This window comes from Streptomyces sp. NPDC090032, from assembly GCF_044748025.1.
Taxonomy (GTDB): domain Bacteria; phylum Actinomycetota; class Actinomycetes; order Streptomycetales; family Streptomycetaceae; genus Streptomyces.
The window spans coordinates 13,565-27,196 of record NZ_JBIVFF010000013.1; the positions used below are offsets into that span (position 1 = coordinate 13,565).

13 protein-coding genes are annotated in these 13,632 nt (G+C 71.1%); 6 read left to right on the plus strand and 7 right to left on the minus strand.

Annotation, left to right across the window (positions count from 1 at the left end; genetic code table 11):
- Positions 1-50 precede the first annotated feature (50 nt).
- Positions 51-3,362 (plus strand): S8 family peptidase, encoded by a 3,312-nt coding sequence (locus ACIPWY_RS29460; RefSeq protein WP_401535724.1) that lies wholly within the window; start codon positions 51-53, stop codon positions 3,360-3,362.
- Between the two features lie 145 nt (positions 3,363-3,507).
- Positions 3,508-4,278 (plus strand): group II truncated hemoglobin, encoded by a 771-nt coding sequence (locus tag ACIPWY_RS29465; RefSeq protein WP_401535726.1) that lies wholly within the window; start codon positions 3,508-3,510, stop codon positions 4,276-4,278.
- A 37-nt stretch (positions 4,279-4,315) separates the two neighbouring features.
- Here ACIPWY_RS29465 and ACIPWY_RS29470 read toward each other — a convergent pair whose 3' ends face one another.
- Complete coding sequence (locus ACIPWY_RS29470) at positions 4,316-5,239, minus strand: helix-turn-helix transcriptional regulator (protein ID WP_362903421.1); 924 nt, start codon at positions 5,237-5,239, stop codon at positions 4,316-4,318.
- Between the two features lie 148 nt (positions 5,240-5,387).
- Here ACIPWY_RS29470 and ACIPWY_RS29475 point away from each other — a divergent pair, with 148 nt between their 5' ends.
- Positions 5,388-6,428, plus strand: a complete 1,041-nt coding sequence (locus tag ACIPWY_RS29475) for an NAD(P)-dependent alcohol dehydrogenase (protein ID WP_393703850.1) — start codon at positions 5,388-5,390, stop codon at positions 6,426-6,428.
- Between the two features lie 215 nt (positions 6,429-6,643).
- Complete coding sequence (locus ACIPWY_RS29480) at positions 6,644-7,036, plus strand: helix-turn-helix transcriptional regulator (protein WP_362903423.1); 393 nt, start codon at positions 6,644-6,646, stop codon at positions 7,034-7,036.
- 24 nt (positions 7,037-7,060) lie between these two features.
- On the opposite strand, the gene ACIPWY_RS29485 is transcribed toward ACIPWY_RS29480, so the two are convergent.
- The 5 genes from ACIPWY_RS29485 to ACIPWY_RS29505 form a co-directional block, all read right to left on the minus strand.
- Positions 7,061-7,549: a hypothetical protein gene (locus tag ACIPWY_RS29485; RefSeq protein ID WP_362903425.1), complete on the minus strand. Its 489-nt coding sequence runs from the start codon at positions 7,547-7,549 to the stop codon at positions 7,061-7,063.
- A 25-nt stretch (positions 7,550-7,574) separates the two neighbouring features.
- Complete coding sequence (locus ACIPWY_RS29490) at positions 7,575-8,864, minus strand: WXG100 family type VII secretion target (RefSeq protein WP_383886555.1); 1,290 nt, start codon at positions 8,862-8,864, stop codon at positions 7,575-7,577.
- Positions 8,864-9,163: a DUF6317 family protein gene (locus ACIPWY_RS29495; protein ID WP_362903429.1), complete on the minus strand. Its 300-nt coding sequence runs from the start codon at positions 9,161-9,163 to the stop codon at positions 8,864-8,866. The genes ACIPWY_RS29490 and ACIPWY_RS29495 overlap by 1 nt, the downstream gene beginning before the upstream one ends.
- A complete protein-coding gene (locus ACIPWY_RS29500; RefSeq protein ID WP_393703818.1) occupies positions 9,163-9,669 on the minus strand; it encodes an SAV_915 family protein in 507 nt (168 codons plus the stop codon). The genes ACIPWY_RS29495 and ACIPWY_RS29500 overlap by 1 nt, the downstream gene beginning before the upstream one ends.
- A gap of 202 nt (positions 9,670-9,871) precedes the next feature.
- Positions 9,872-10,288 (minus strand): hypothetical protein, encoded by a 417-nt coding sequence (locus ACIPWY_RS29505; RefSeq protein WP_401535731.1) that lies wholly within the window; start codon positions 10,286-10,288, stop codon positions 9,872-9,874.
- Between the two features lie 297 nt (positions 10,289-10,585).
- On the opposite strand from ACIPWY_RS29505, the gene msrA reads away from it, so the two are divergent.
- Entirely contained in the window at positions 10,586-11,098 is a 513-nt protein-coding gene (gene msrA, locus ACIPWY_RS29510) for a peptide-methionine (S)-S-oxide reductase MsrA (protein WP_362903435.1), read from the plus strand.
- Between the two features lie 118 nt (positions 11,099-11,216).
- Here msrA and ACIPWY_RS29515 read toward each other — a convergent pair whose 3' ends face one another.
- Complete coding sequence (locus ACIPWY_RS29515) at positions 11,217-12,326, minus strand: hypothetical protein (RefSeq protein ID WP_362903437.1); 1,110 nt, start codon at positions 12,324-12,326, stop codon at positions 11,217-11,219.
- 90 nt (positions 12,327-12,416) lie between these two features.
- Between ACIPWY_RS29515 and ACIPWY_RS29520 the strand changes: the two genes are divergently transcribed.
- Positions 12,417-13,589: a cystathionine gamma-synthase gene (locus ACIPWY_RS29520; protein ID WP_362903439.1), complete on the plus strand. Its 1,173-nt coding sequence runs from the start codon at positions 12,417-12,419 to the stop codon at positions 13,587-13,589.
- Positions 13,590-13,632 lie beyond the last annotated feature (43 nt).

The window sequence follows — 13,632 nt, forward strand, 5'->3', positions numbered from 1 at the left end:
AGTTGCACAGACAGGCACGAATAACCTCGAAGAGACTGAGCGCCACGACGGTGGCCGCAGCGGCGGCCTTCGTCCTCACCGCGGGGCTGACCGCCCCCGCCGTGGCCGCCGCTCCCGCGGCACAGTCCGGCGACACCGCGAAGGCCGCGCCCAAGCAGCACATCACGCTCATCACCGGCGACCGCGTCACCCTCGACGCGAAGGGGAAGCCCGCCGGCTACCAGCACGCCAAGGGCCGCGAGCACATCCCCGCCCAGACGCGCACCGTCGGCGGCCACACCCTCGTGGTGCCGGCCGACGCGCAGCGCCTGGTCGCGAGCGGCAAGCTCGACCAGCGGCTCTTCGACGTCACCGAACTCTCCAAGTCGGCCAACCGCAAGGCCCAGAAGCACGGCCTCAAGGTGATCGTCGGCTACAAGGGCACCGCGACCGCCGCCCGCGCCGACGTGCGCGACGCCGGTGACACGACGGTCCGCAGGACCCTCAAGTCCCTGAACGCGGACGCCGTCACCACGCCCGAGCAGGACGCCACCCGCCTCTGGGACGCCGTCACGACCTCCCGGGGCACCGCCGCCGCAGGCATCAGCCGCATCTGGCTCGACGGCGTGCGCAAGGCCAGCCTCGACAAGTCGGTCCCGCAGATCGGCGCCCCCAAGGCGTGGGCGGCCGGCTACGACGGCAAGGGCGTCAAGATCGCCGTCCTGGACACGGGCGTCGACGCGACCCACCCCGACCTCAAGGGCCAGGTCGTCGGTGAGAAGAACTTCTCCACCGCCGCCGACGCAGTGGACCGTTTCGGCCACGGCACGCACGTCGCGTCCATCGCGGCCGGTACGGGCGCCAAATCGGGCGGCAAGTTCAAGGGCGTGGCCCCCGGAGCGAAGCTGCTCAACGGCAAGGTCCTCGACGACGAAGGCTTCGGCGACGACTCCGGCATCCTCGCCGGCATGGAGTGGGCGGCCGAGCAGGGCGCCGATGTCGTCAATCTCAGCCTCGGCGGCGGCGACACCCCCGAGATCGACCCGCTCGAGGCCGAGGTCGACAAGCTGTCCGCCGAGAAGGGCATCCTGTTCGCCATCGCCGCGGGCAACGAGGGCGAGTTCGGCGACTCGACCGTCGGCTCCCCGGGCAGCGCGGACGCCGCCCTGACCGTCGGCGCGGTCGACGACAACGACAAGCTGGCCGACTTCTCCAGCCGCGGCCCGCGCATCGGCGACGGCGCCGTCAAGCCGGACGTCACCGCCCCCGGCGTCGACATCACGGCCGCCGCCGCCCCGGGCAGCGTCATCGACAAGGAGGTCGGCGAGAACCCCGAGGGCTACCTCACGATCTCCGGTACGTCGATGGCGACCCCGCACGTCGCGGGCGCCGCCGCGATCCTCAAGCAGGAGCACCCGGACTGGAAGTCCGCCCAGCTCAAGGGCGTCCTCACCGGCTCCACCAAGGGCGGCAAGTACACGCCCTTCGAGCAGGGTTCGGGCCGTATCCAGGTCGACAAGGCCATCGAGCAGACCGTGTTCGCCGAGCCCGTCTCCGTGAGCTTCGGCGTCGCGCAGTGGCCGCACACCGACGATGCCGCGATCACCAAGAAGGTGACGTACCGGAACACCGGTACCAAGGACGTCACCCTCGACCTGACGGCCACCGGCACGAACCCGAAGGGCCAGGCCGCCCCGGCCGGCTTCTTCAAGCTCGGCGCGACGAAGGTGACCGTCCCCGCTGGCGGCACCGCCTCCGTGGACCTGACCGCGGACACCAAGCTCGGCGGTACGGTCGACGGCGCGTACTCCGCGTACGTCGTGGCGACGGGCGGCGGCCAGTCCGTGCGCACCGCGGCCGCCGTGCAGCGCGAGGTCGAGTCGTACGACGTGACGCTCAAGCACATCGGGCGCGACGGAAAGGACGCCCAGGGCTACGAGACGTCCCTGTCCGCCCTGACCGGCGCCTCGGCGGGTGAGACCTTCGGTGCGTACGACCCGGACTCGGGGACCGTCAAGGTCCGCATTCCCAAGGGCAGTTACATCCTGAACGAGTTCCTGGCGGCCGACCCCGAGGACTTCTCCAAGGGCGCCGACTGGCTGGTGCAGCCGAAGCTGGACGTCACCAAGAACACGACGGTCACGCTCGACGCCCGCACCACCAAGCCCGTGTCCGTGACCGTCCCCGACTCCGCCGCCGAGGGCGTCCTCGCCGCGCCGGAGTTCACGGTCGACACCGCCGACTCCTCGTCCAGCTACGGCTGGCTGCTGGACTCGTACACCAACTTCCGCACCGCCGGCATCGGCCCGGAGCCGACCGGCATCAAGCTCCAGCAGCAGTGGACCGGCGTGTGGACGAAGGGTGCCGACACCGAGTACGACACCGTCTCCGGCGGCGCCGTCAAGAAGCTCGCCACCGGCTACACCAAGCACTACACGGCGGGCGACCTGGCCACGGTGAAGGTCGGCCTCGGCGGGGCGGCCAAGGACAAGACCGGCTCCCTCGGCGCGATCGGCATGCTGCCCGTCAGCTCCGGCGGCTGGTCGGTCGCCGTCGACCAGAAGCTCCCCGGCACCCGCACCCTGCACCTGTCCACCGGCGACAAGGTGAAGTGGGGCCTGGAGTTCTCGCAGAACGGCCCCGAGGACAGCGACGGCTTCCCGACCGAGGAGGCCTCGTACACGCTGGGCGCGCCCCAGTCGTTCCAGGGCGGCAAGGCGTACGAGAAGACGTTCAACACCGGCGTCTTCGGTCCCCGTATCGGCGGTGACTACGGCGTCTTCCGCGACGGCAACGAGATCTACGGCAACCTGCCGATGTACGCCGACGGCAAGACCCACGCCGGCTACTCGCAGTACCTCTCGGTGAAGACCACCCTCTACAAGGGCAGCACCAAGGTCGGCGAGAACGACGACCCGCTGGTCGGCGAGAAGCCCTTCAAGGTCACCTCCGGCGACGCCGAGTACAAGCTCTCGACGTCCATCAAGCGCAGCGTCAAGATCGCCGCGGCCTCCACCCGCGTCGACGCCAGCTGGACGTTCCGCTCGAAGAAGCCGGCCTCCTCCGACGAGGCGGCCAGGCTGCCGCTGTCCACGGCCCGCTTCAACGCGGCCGTCGGCCTCGACAGCACCGCCCCCGCCGACAAGACTCAGTCGGTCCCCGTCACGGTCCAGGGCGCGGCCGCGGGCAGCAACCTCAAGTCGCTGGCCGTGTACGTCTCCTACGACTACGGCCAGACGTGGAAGAAGCTGGACGTCAAGAACGGCAAGGTCACCGTGAAGAACCCGGCCAAGGGCAAGGCCGTCTCCTTCCACGCCAAGATCGCCGACAAGAAGGGCAACAAGTCGACGATCTCGGTCTACAACGCGTACTACGGCAAGTAGCCGCGGTGCGCGCGGCGCGTGGCGTAGGCGCGTCACGCCCGCGGGCGCAGTGACGGGCGCGGCCCGTTACGCCCGGCGCTGAAGGCCCAGGTGGCCCGTCCCGACCTCATGGCCGGGGCGGGCCACCCGTGCTGTGATGGCTGCCATGACGTCGCAGACAGTCGAGTACATCCGCTACCGGATCCCCGAGGACCGGTCCGCCGAGTTCCTCGCGGCCTACACGCGCGCAGCCGTCCGACTCGCCGCCGCGCCAAGTTGCGTCGACTACGAACTGGCGCGCTGCGAAGAGGACTTCGAGCACTTCATCCTCCGCATCACCTGGACCTCGACCGAGGAGCACATCGAGGGCTTCCGCAAGTCCGAACTCTTCCAGGACTTCCTCGCCGAGATCAGGCCGTACGTCGGGAACATCGACGAGATGCGCCACTACAAGCCGACGTCCGTACGCGGCACCGGCGCGTCCGTGCCCTCGCTGTACGACTGGGCCGGCGGCGCCGAGGCCTTCGCGCGGCTCACCGACGTCTTCTACGCCAAGGTCCTCAAGGACGACCTCCTCGGCCCCCTCTTCGCCGACCTCCCGCCCGAGCACGCCGGCCACGTCGCCCTGTGGATCGGCGAGGTCTTCGGCGGCCCCGCCGCCTACTCCGAACAGCAGGGCGGGCACAGCCACATGGTCGCCAAGCACGTCGGCAAGCACATCACGGAGCCGCAGCGCCGCCGCTGGGTCAATCTGATGCAGGACGCGGCGGACGAGGCGGGCCTGCCGGCCGACGCCGAGTTCCGCTCGGCGTTCAGCGCCTACGTCGAGTGGGGCACCCGGCTCGCCGTGTACTTCTCGGGCCCCGACGCGGCCCGGCCCGCCGAACAGCCCGTACCGCAGTGGAACTGGGGGGCCGCGCCGCCCTACCAGCCGTAGCGCCGCCCTGCCGGCCCTGGCTCACCCAACCCCTGGCTCAGTCCTGGGTGCGGCTCTGTCCCTGGCCCGCCTGCACCGCGTCCGTGCCCCAGCTCGCGAGGAGGCGCAGCGCCTCGGCCGACGGGGAGCCCGGTTCCGCGTGGTACATGACCAGGAACTGCTCCTCGTCGTCCGGCAGGTGCAGCGTCTCGAACATCAGCGCAAGGTCACCGACGAGCGGATGCCGCATCCGCTTCACGCCGTGGCCCTTCTCCTTGACGTCGTGCGTCGCCCACAGCCGCCTGAACTCCTCGCTCTTGACTGAGAGTTCACCGACCAGGGCCGACAGTTCCGGGTCGTCGGGGTGACAGCCCGCGTACAGGCGCAGATAGCTGACCATGTCGGACGCCTTGGAGTCCCACTCCAGGAACAGATCGCGGTAGGACGGGTCGAGGAAGACGAGCCGCGACCAGTTCCGCTCGTGCGGGGGCAGCTCGCCCCAGTCACCGAAGAGCGCCGCCGCCATCCGGTTCCACGCCAGGATCTCCGAGCGCGGCCCGCCGACGTACGCCGGGACGCCGTCGAGCGTGTCCAGGAGCTGTCTCAGCGCGACCCGCGCCTGCTGGGGCCTGGCGGACCGCTTCGACTTCTTGTGCTGCTTGGGCTTCGCGAGGTGCGTCAGATGCGCGTGCTCCGCGTCCGTCAGGTGCAGGGCGCGCGCGATCGCGTCGAGCACCTCCGCCGACACGTTCCGCCCGTTCCCCTGCTCCAGGCGCGTGTAGTACGCCACCGACACCCCGGCCAGCTGCGCCAGCTCCTCGCGGCGCAGGCCCGGCACCCGCCGGTGCCTGCCGAAGTCCGGCAGCCCCACGTCCTGCGGCTTCAGCCGGGCCCGCCGGGTGCGCAGGAACTCGCTCAGCTCGGCCCGCCGGTCCATCGGCTCGCCGACGCGCGGGGTGGCGGGGGTGCCGTCATCGTCCATGCTCCCAGTATCGCCGGGCGGCCATGGTCGTACGAAGGTGTTCCTGACCCCGCCAGTAGTAGGACCAGTGGGCGTACGCAAAGCGGGGCGAGGCCCTGAGCTCGAAGGACGCCTCCGGCTGGGGCACGCTGGACGTATGACCTCAGAGATCACCACCGTCAGTGCCTACGCCGCACCCTCCGCGAAGGCCCCGCTGGAGCGCACCACCATTCCGCGCCGCCCGGTGGGCGAGTTCGACGTCCTGATCGACATCAAGTTCGCCGGCATCTGCCACTCCGACATCCACCAGGCCCGCGACGGCTGGGGCGAGGGCATCTTCCCGATGGTCCCCGGCCACGAGATCGCCGGCATCGTCACCGAGGTGGGCCCCGGCGTCACCAAGTTCGCCGTCGGCGACCGCGCCGGCGTCGGCTGCATGGTCGACTCCTGCCGCGAGTGCGACAACTGCAAGGCGGGCCTCGAGCAGTACTGCGCCAAGGGCAACGTCGGCACGTACAACGCCCTCGACAAGAACGGCGAGCCCACCTACGGCGGCTACTCCACCCACATCGTCGTCGACGAGAACTACACGGTCGGCATCCCCGAGGGCCTCGCCCTCGACGAGGCCGCGCCGCTGCTGTGCGCGGGCATCACCACGTACTCCCCGCTCAAGCACTGGAACGCGGGCCCCGGCAAGAAGGTCGCCATCCTCGGAATGGGCGGCCTCGGCCACATGGGCGTCAAGATCGCGCACGCGCTCGGCGCCGAGGTGACCGTCCTGTCGCAGTCCCTGCGCAAGCAGGAGGACGGCCTCAAGCTGGGCGCCGACCACTACTACGCGACCAGCGACCCGAAGACCTTCGAGGAGCTGGCCGGCACCTTCGACATCATCCTGTCGACGGTCTCCGCCCCGCTCGACTTCGGCGCGTTCCTCTCGCTCCTGAAGACGGACGGCGCCCTGGTGAACGTGGGCGCCCCCGAGGAGCCCATCTCCATCAACCTGTTCTCCGTGATCGCGGGCCGCAAGTCCCTCGCGGGCTCCGGCATCGGCGGCATCCAGGAGACCCAGGAGATGCTCGACTTCTGCGCCGAGCACGGCCTGGGCGCCGAGATCGAGCTGATCGAGGCGAGCCGGATCAACGAGGCGTACGAGCGCGTGCTCGCGAGCGACGTGCGGTACCGGTTCGTGATCGACACGGCGACGATCTGATCCTCGCGGGCGTCGCCTCTCGGGCGTCACCTGGGATCTGATCCCCCGGGCATCACCTGAGGCGTCGTCGACGGTCCGTCCGTCCCCCGGCAGGATCGAGTCATCGAACCGGTCCTGCCGGGCCGACGTGGGGAGGGGCGTACGACGTGGGGCATCTTTTCTGCCGCGGGCAGAACGCCGTGTCGCACGGCGTGCGCCCCTCCTACGCTGAACCCGTGAGCAGCCACGCGTCGAACCAGGCCCGCGTCATCCCTCTGCGCCCGGCCCTGCGCCCGGCCCCGGCGGAGCCCGCCGGGGTGCCGCCCAAGGAGCCGCTCTGGCGGGACATCGTGGGTGACGTCCTGCGCCGCGAGCGCCTCGCCCAGAAACGCACGCTGAAGGACGTCGCCGACGCGGCCCGGATCTCCCTGCCGTACCTCTCCGAGATCGAGCGCGGCCTCAAGGAGGCGTCGTCCGAGGTCCTGGCGGCAGCGGCCCACGCCCTGGGCCTCGGCCTCGCCGACGTCCTGGCCCTCGGCCAGTCCGAACTGCTCCGCCTCGCGACTCCGCCCACCGGCGCCGTCCGCCGGGCCGCCCCGCGCCAGGGCGAGGTACGCCTCGCGGCCTGAGGCGTCGCCTCGGTGTGAGTGGCTCTACCCCTGCATCGCCCGCCGCGCGCCGACCTCGGTCGGATATTCGCGGACGGTGAGCGCGGCGACACTCCAGCCCACGCAGAACGCGGCGAACGCCGGCATGACGGGAGCGGCGATCACCACGAGGCCGCGGCCGAGGACGGCCAGCCCGGTGGAGCGCCCGGCGGAGGCCCGCCGCCTGGCACGGGCCCGCCCGGGACTGGGCGGGTCCAGAAGATCCCTGTGATGCGCCCGCCGCTGCACGACCCACCCCCACACGACGGCCACGCAGGCCGCGACGGCCTGCGCCACGTCCCACACGGTGCGCACGCCGGACGGCAGCACCTCACGGAACCCCGAGTAGAGGCTCAGCGAGACGAAACAGAAGAACGCCAGCACGACCAGCCACAGCACACCGGTCCCGGTACGCCGCATCCAGTACCGCACCCCACGCTCGTACCAACTGGTCCCGAGCCCGGGCAGCACCGGAATCTGCCCATGGCCCGGCACGGGCGAGGCTCCCGCGGCGGGAACCTCAGAAGATGCTCTTGATGCCACCCCAGACGTCCTTCCCAAGTCGCTTGAAGTCGTCCCCGGTCTGGGAGAGGACATGACCGCTGCCGTGCAGCACGCCGCCCACCACGCCGTCCTTGTGGATGTCCTCGCTCCAGTGCTCGTGGAAGGCGTGGTCGATGACGCCGGTCGCGCCGATCACGACCGCACCGCCGACCCCGGCTACCACGGCCACGGGGACGTCGAAGGGCGCGGCGGCCACCAGGCCCGCGGTGATGGCCGTACCGGCGACGAGGCCGCCGACGTTGGCACCGCCGTCCACGGCTATCGAGTGCTGCCAGGACCAGCCCTTGTCATGGTCGTCCGACGCCTCCAGCAGACCACACGTGCCCGCGGCGGCGACGTCCAGGACCGGGATCTCCTTGAGGAAGTCCGGGAGCTTCTCCACTCCCTCGCCGACGCGCAGCGCATCCGCGGCGTCGGCCAGCTTCACGTTCAGGGCGCGGTCGTAGGGCAGCGCGGTGCTGCCGTGATCGGCGCGGGCGATGTCCTGCTCCAGCGACTCGACGTCCGCGACGGCGTCGCGATAGGCGCCCTTGGCGGGGAGGTCGTCGGGCAGACGCCGGCCCTGCTGCTGGAACGTCTTCCGTTCCTTGCGGAGTGCCTTCTTGGCGGCGTTCTCCTCGGACTTGGCGTCGTCGATCCTCGCCCGTGCCTCCTTGCCGCCGGCCCGCGCGTCCTCGGCGTCGTAGGCGTACAGGCCGCGCAGATAGTCGGCGAGGGTGACCTTGTCGCCGGGGGAGACCTTGGCGGTGGCCTGGGCGTACAGGCCGCGCAGCCGGTCGGCGGCGACGAGGCGCGCGTGCTGGGCGGTGTGCAGGACCTCGTTGCGCACGGTGTCGTACTCCGTGGCCGCGGAGATCGTCTTCTGGTCGTCGGGGCCCGGCGGATCGGCCGTGACGAACGCCTGCGGAACGCCCTTGTCGCCCATGGGAACGCCCTTGCGCGTGGCGATGTGCTCGGCGTTCTTCAGCGCGGTGTCACAGGCGGAGAGCGCGTCGACGAGCGTGCCGAGGATGTCCCCGGCATCGTGCACGAGGCCCGCGAAGGCGCCCGCCGTCAGGGCGTCCTCGCTCCAGGCGGCACGGAAGCTCTCCGCCGCCTCGCCCTTCCAGCCCGCGTCGTCCACCAGCGAGTCCACGGCGCCGCCGAGCGGATGGACGACGCCTTCGAGCGCCTTCTTGGCGTTCCGGTACGTCTCGGCCATCGTGCGCAGCCCGCCGATGTCGCCGCCGACCCAGCTGTCGGTCATCAGCCCTCGCCCGCCATCAGGTCCTCGAACAGGCCGTGTACGTCGATGTCGTGCCGCCGCAGCGAGTCGCGGGCGGCGGTGACCTTGTCGCCGTGGTCGTCGAGCCGGTCGGCGAAGCCGGTGTGCAGGGCGACGATGAGGTCGGCGACCTCCTTGACGGCGTGATCGAGCCCGGCGTCGCCCCCGCCGGCCATCGGCGGGGCGACCTGGGGGTGCAGCTCCCGGTAATGGCCGGCCTCGCGGTGGAAGGTGCCGGCCATGGAGGTGAGGTCGCTCATGACGACTTTGAGATCGGCCATCAGGAGACCTCCCGGGCGTAGGCGGCCAGGTCGGCCCGCTGCCAGTTGTGGTGCCCCGGGGCCAGCTCGGGGTCGAGACGGACGCGGGCGCCGTGGCCGCGCATGCCCTCGGCCAGGGGGCCGATCGAGGCGGCGATCCACGGCTGGGCCGGGCCGAGCGCGGACACCAGCTTCTCCAGCGTGGTGAACGCGAGGGCCACGCTTCCGTCGGAGGGGTGCGCGAACAGCTCGTAGGCGATGAAGGGCACGCGGGCGGGGCGGCCGTCGGCGTCCGCGATGTCGGCGTAGCGGGGATGGGCCGGTACGTACACGGCCGTGTGGTAGGCGGGAACACCGGGTTTCGGGCCCGCCGAGTCATCGCGTGCGAGCGCCCCCGCGTCGACGCCGCCCATGTAGTCGAGGAGCGGTGAACGCCCGTGCGCCGGGCCGGTGTCGGCCCCTGCGGGAGGTTCCGCCTCGGCGTACTCGGCGTAGTCGAGAAGCCGTGAACGTATCGGCACCTCCACCGCTGTCTCCCTCTCGCTCTTCCGCTGCGGACGCTTTCGTTCCGTCACACTAGCCAGCAGAGGAAGGGGCAAATCCCGCTATGTCACCCGCAGTCGGGGCCACTTGCCGAACGCATACGGCGGCTTGGCCACGACCTGGCCACCCTTTGACCGCCCGATGACCAGGACGGTGACGGAGGAGGGAATTCGGGAGCGGGTCCCGTCATTTGACGATGACGCCAGGGACCAGAGCGGCCAGGCCCGAGACGAAACTGCCCACGCCGGCCAGCGTGACGATCGCCGCCTTGCCGTCCGAGAACAGGCCGGAGCAGAACGCGCGGACCTGCCGGCGCAGGATCAGCATCTTGAGTTTCTGCCACCGGTGCTGGTGGATGTGGCAGCCAAGCAGCAGCCCCGATGCGTTGTTGCGGCAGCCGTCCGTTCGTCCTCGCACGGGTGCGCCGCACGTCACGGGGGCCTGGAAGAAGCACCACACGAGTACGGCAGCGGAGAGCGCGATGACCACCGCCGGACCAGCGGCGGAGTTGATCCACGCGGCGATCAGAAGAGCGCCGGCCAGGACGCCCCACCACTGGTCCAGTCCGCCGAAGCGCCCGCTCTTCGCCCCCGAAGTCGCCATGAGGGGAATCGTGGCAACGGAGCGGTGCTGTCATGCGGCCCAGGACAACCTTGACCGAAAGTGATCACCTATCGGCTGACGAGTGTTGTCAGCCCTCAGCCCTCGCCACGCCGATCGGGCACGAGACGCCCGTCCCGGCGAGCCTGTGCTGCCATGTGACCCATCCGGGCAGCGACGGTTGGAGTGGTGCGGAATCGCATGGAGCCCTCGCGCGTTGAGCCAGTGGGTATGGGATGCCGGCGGTGTGCGAGCCGAGTACCCCGAGTGACCGAGCTGACAGATATTGGAGGGGCCGAAATGGCTGCGCAGACGCAGAGGGCCGTGCTGGCGGGCGGATGCTTCTGGGGGATGGAGGACCTGATCCGCCGACTCCCGGGCGTGACGGCGACCCGGGTCGGATACACCGGGGGTGACGTGCCGAACGCGACGTACCGTAACCATGGCACTCACGCGGAGGCCATTGAGATCCTTTTCGACCCCGAGAGGACCGACTTCCGCGCGATCCTGGAGTTCTTCTTCCAGATCCACGACCCGAGCACCAAGAACCGCCAGGGCAACGACATCGGTCTCAGCTACCGCTCGGCGATCTACTACGTGGATGACGAGCAGAAGCGGATCGCCGAGGACACGATCGCGGATGTGGACGCCTCCGGACTGTGGCCGGGCGAAGTCGTCACCGAGGTAGAGCCGGTCGGCCCGTTCTGGGAGGCCGAGCCCGAGCATCAGGACTATCTGCAGCGTTACCCGGACGGCTACACCTGCCACTTCCCGCGCCCGGGATGGCGGCTGCCCGCCCGCGCGGAGGGCTGACCGCGAGGCGGCCCGCCGGAAGGCGCAGCCCGGCCGGCCGAGGCTCCGCAGCCGGGCCGTCTTGCGCTTGCGGGGGCCCCACTGCGGACAAAGGGTGTTCCGCCGCCGCGCGCGGCGGTCAGTGGCGCAGCGTCGCCGGGCTCCCGCCGTTCGCCTCGTAGCCCGCGACCGCCAGCGCCCGGTACACCGCGTAGTCCGCCGCCGGGTCCGAGCCCGTCGTCCAGGGGAGCGCGCCCACGTGGCCGTCGACGTGGAGGAGCTGCTCCATCGCCTCGGCCCAGCGCTCGCAGCGGACCAGGAAGAACACCAGGAGGTGGCGGACGTGGGCGAGCATCGGGTCGTCCGGGCGGGCGGCCTGGACGGCGAAGAGCGCGCCGTGGATCGACTTGGTGACGGCCTCGCTCTGGTAGAAGCTGCGCACCAGATTGACCTCGGGCAGGTGCTCGTAGAGCGCGAAGAGGGGGAGCGCGGCGAGGAGCGAGCCGCGCGGGGCGCGCGCGGCGGCGGCCTCGGCGAAGGCGAAGGCGAGCTCGCGTGAGCCGTGCCACTTCTCGCACCAGTACCGCAGGCCCGCCAGGTGGGCGCCCATGTGGCCCGGCGCCGTGTCGAGGATCTTGAGCCAGAGCTGCTCGAAGTCGTGCTGGGAGTACCCGAGGCCGCGGGCCACGGCGAGATGCGTGATGTGGGGGACGGGGTCGCCGGGGGCCAGGAGCGCCGCGTCCTCGCAGGCCGACCTGGCCTCCTCCAGGATGATCCGGCGCTCGTCGGCCTGGTCCGCACCGCCCGCGTTCCGCCAGGCCTGCTGGACCAGGAACTCCGCGAACACCTGTGCCCCGCCCGGGTCCTTGGGGTCCTGGGCACGCCACGCGTGGAGCCACCCGGCACCGAGCCGCGGCGTCTGTGCCAGCTCCAGGGCCGCGGCCCCGGCGATGGCCTGCACACGCTCCCAGCGCTGCTCGGTCTCCTTGCCCGTGCCGGCGAGGAGCTGCTTGGCGGCGGTGAAGTCCTGGTTGCGCTGGACCACCGACATCACGTTCAGCAGGTCCTGGTCGGGGCCCGGGAGCCGCACGTCCAGGTCCTCCTGGCGCATGAAGCCGTACTCCGCCGGGTCCGCCGCGTCCGGCGAACCGGGCGCGACCTGGCGTATCCCGCCGCGCCTGCGCAGCAGGTACGGGCCGAGCACCGCCCCCAACATGACCACTGCCATCAGCACCCAGAGCATTCCCATACGTACAAGCGAACCAGAAGGGTCGGACAATTGGCGAACCAGGCCCGGCAGGACGCCGCGCCGCCCGTGTGCGCACTACGCTCTGGCCGCATGAGCGACACGCACAACAGCCAGAACGCCCACGGCGACCACGGGTTCGAGACCGTGGCCATTCACGCGGGCAACACGGCCGACCCCCTGACGGGCGCCGTGGTCCCCCCGATCTACCAGGTCTCCACGTACAAGCAGGACGGTGTGGGCGGGCTGCGCGGCGGCTACGAGTACAGCCGCAGCGCCAACCCGACCAGGACCGCCCTGGAGGAGAACCTCGCCGCCCTCGAAGGCGGCCGCCGCGGCCTCGCGTTCGCCTCCGGGCTCGCCGCCGAGGACTGCCTGCTCCGTACGCTGCTCAGCCCCGGCGATCACGTGGTCATCCCGAACGACGCCTACGGCGGCACGTTCCGGCTGTTCGCGAAGGTCGTCTCGCGGTGGGGCGTGGAGTGGTCGGTCGCCGACACCAGCGACCCGGCCTCCGTACGCGCCGCGCTCACCCCGAAGACCAAGGTCATCTGGGTCGAGACACCGTCCAACCCGCTGCTCGGGATCACCGACATCGCCGCCGTCGCGCAGGTCGCGCGGGACGCGGGGGCGCGGCTCGTCGTCGACAACACCTTCGCGAGCCCGTACCTCCAGCAGCCGCTGGCGCTCGGCGCGGACGTCGTCGTGCACTCCCTGACCAAGTACATGGGCGGCCACTCGGACGTCGTCGGCGGTGCGCTGATCGTCGCCGACCCGGCGCTGGGCGACGAGCTGGCGTACCACCAGAACGCGATGGGTGCCGTCGCCGGGCCGATGGACGCGTGGCTCGTGCTGCGCGGCATCAAGACGCTGCCCGTGCGCATGGACCGGCACAGTGAGAACGCGACGAAGGTCGCCGACATGCTGTCCCGTCACGCGCGCGTGACGCGCGTCCTGTACCCGGGCCTTCCGGAGCACCCCGGTCACGAGGTCGCCGCCAAGCAGATGAAGGCGTTCGGCGGCATGGTGTCGTTCCAGGTCGAGGGCGGCGAGGAGGCCGCCGTCGCGGTCTGCGACCGGGCGAAGCTGTTCACCCTGGGCGAGTCCCTGGGCGGTGTGGAGTCCCTGATCGAGCACCCGGGGCGCATGACGCACGCCTCGGTGGCGGGCTCGGCCCTCGAGGTGCCGGCCGACCTCGTACGCCTCTCCGTGGGCATCGAGTCGGCCGACGACCTGCTCGCCGACCTCCAGCAGGCGCTCGGCTGAGCCTGCGCCCGGCCTCCTTCTGATCCCGCGCCTGGCCCCCTTC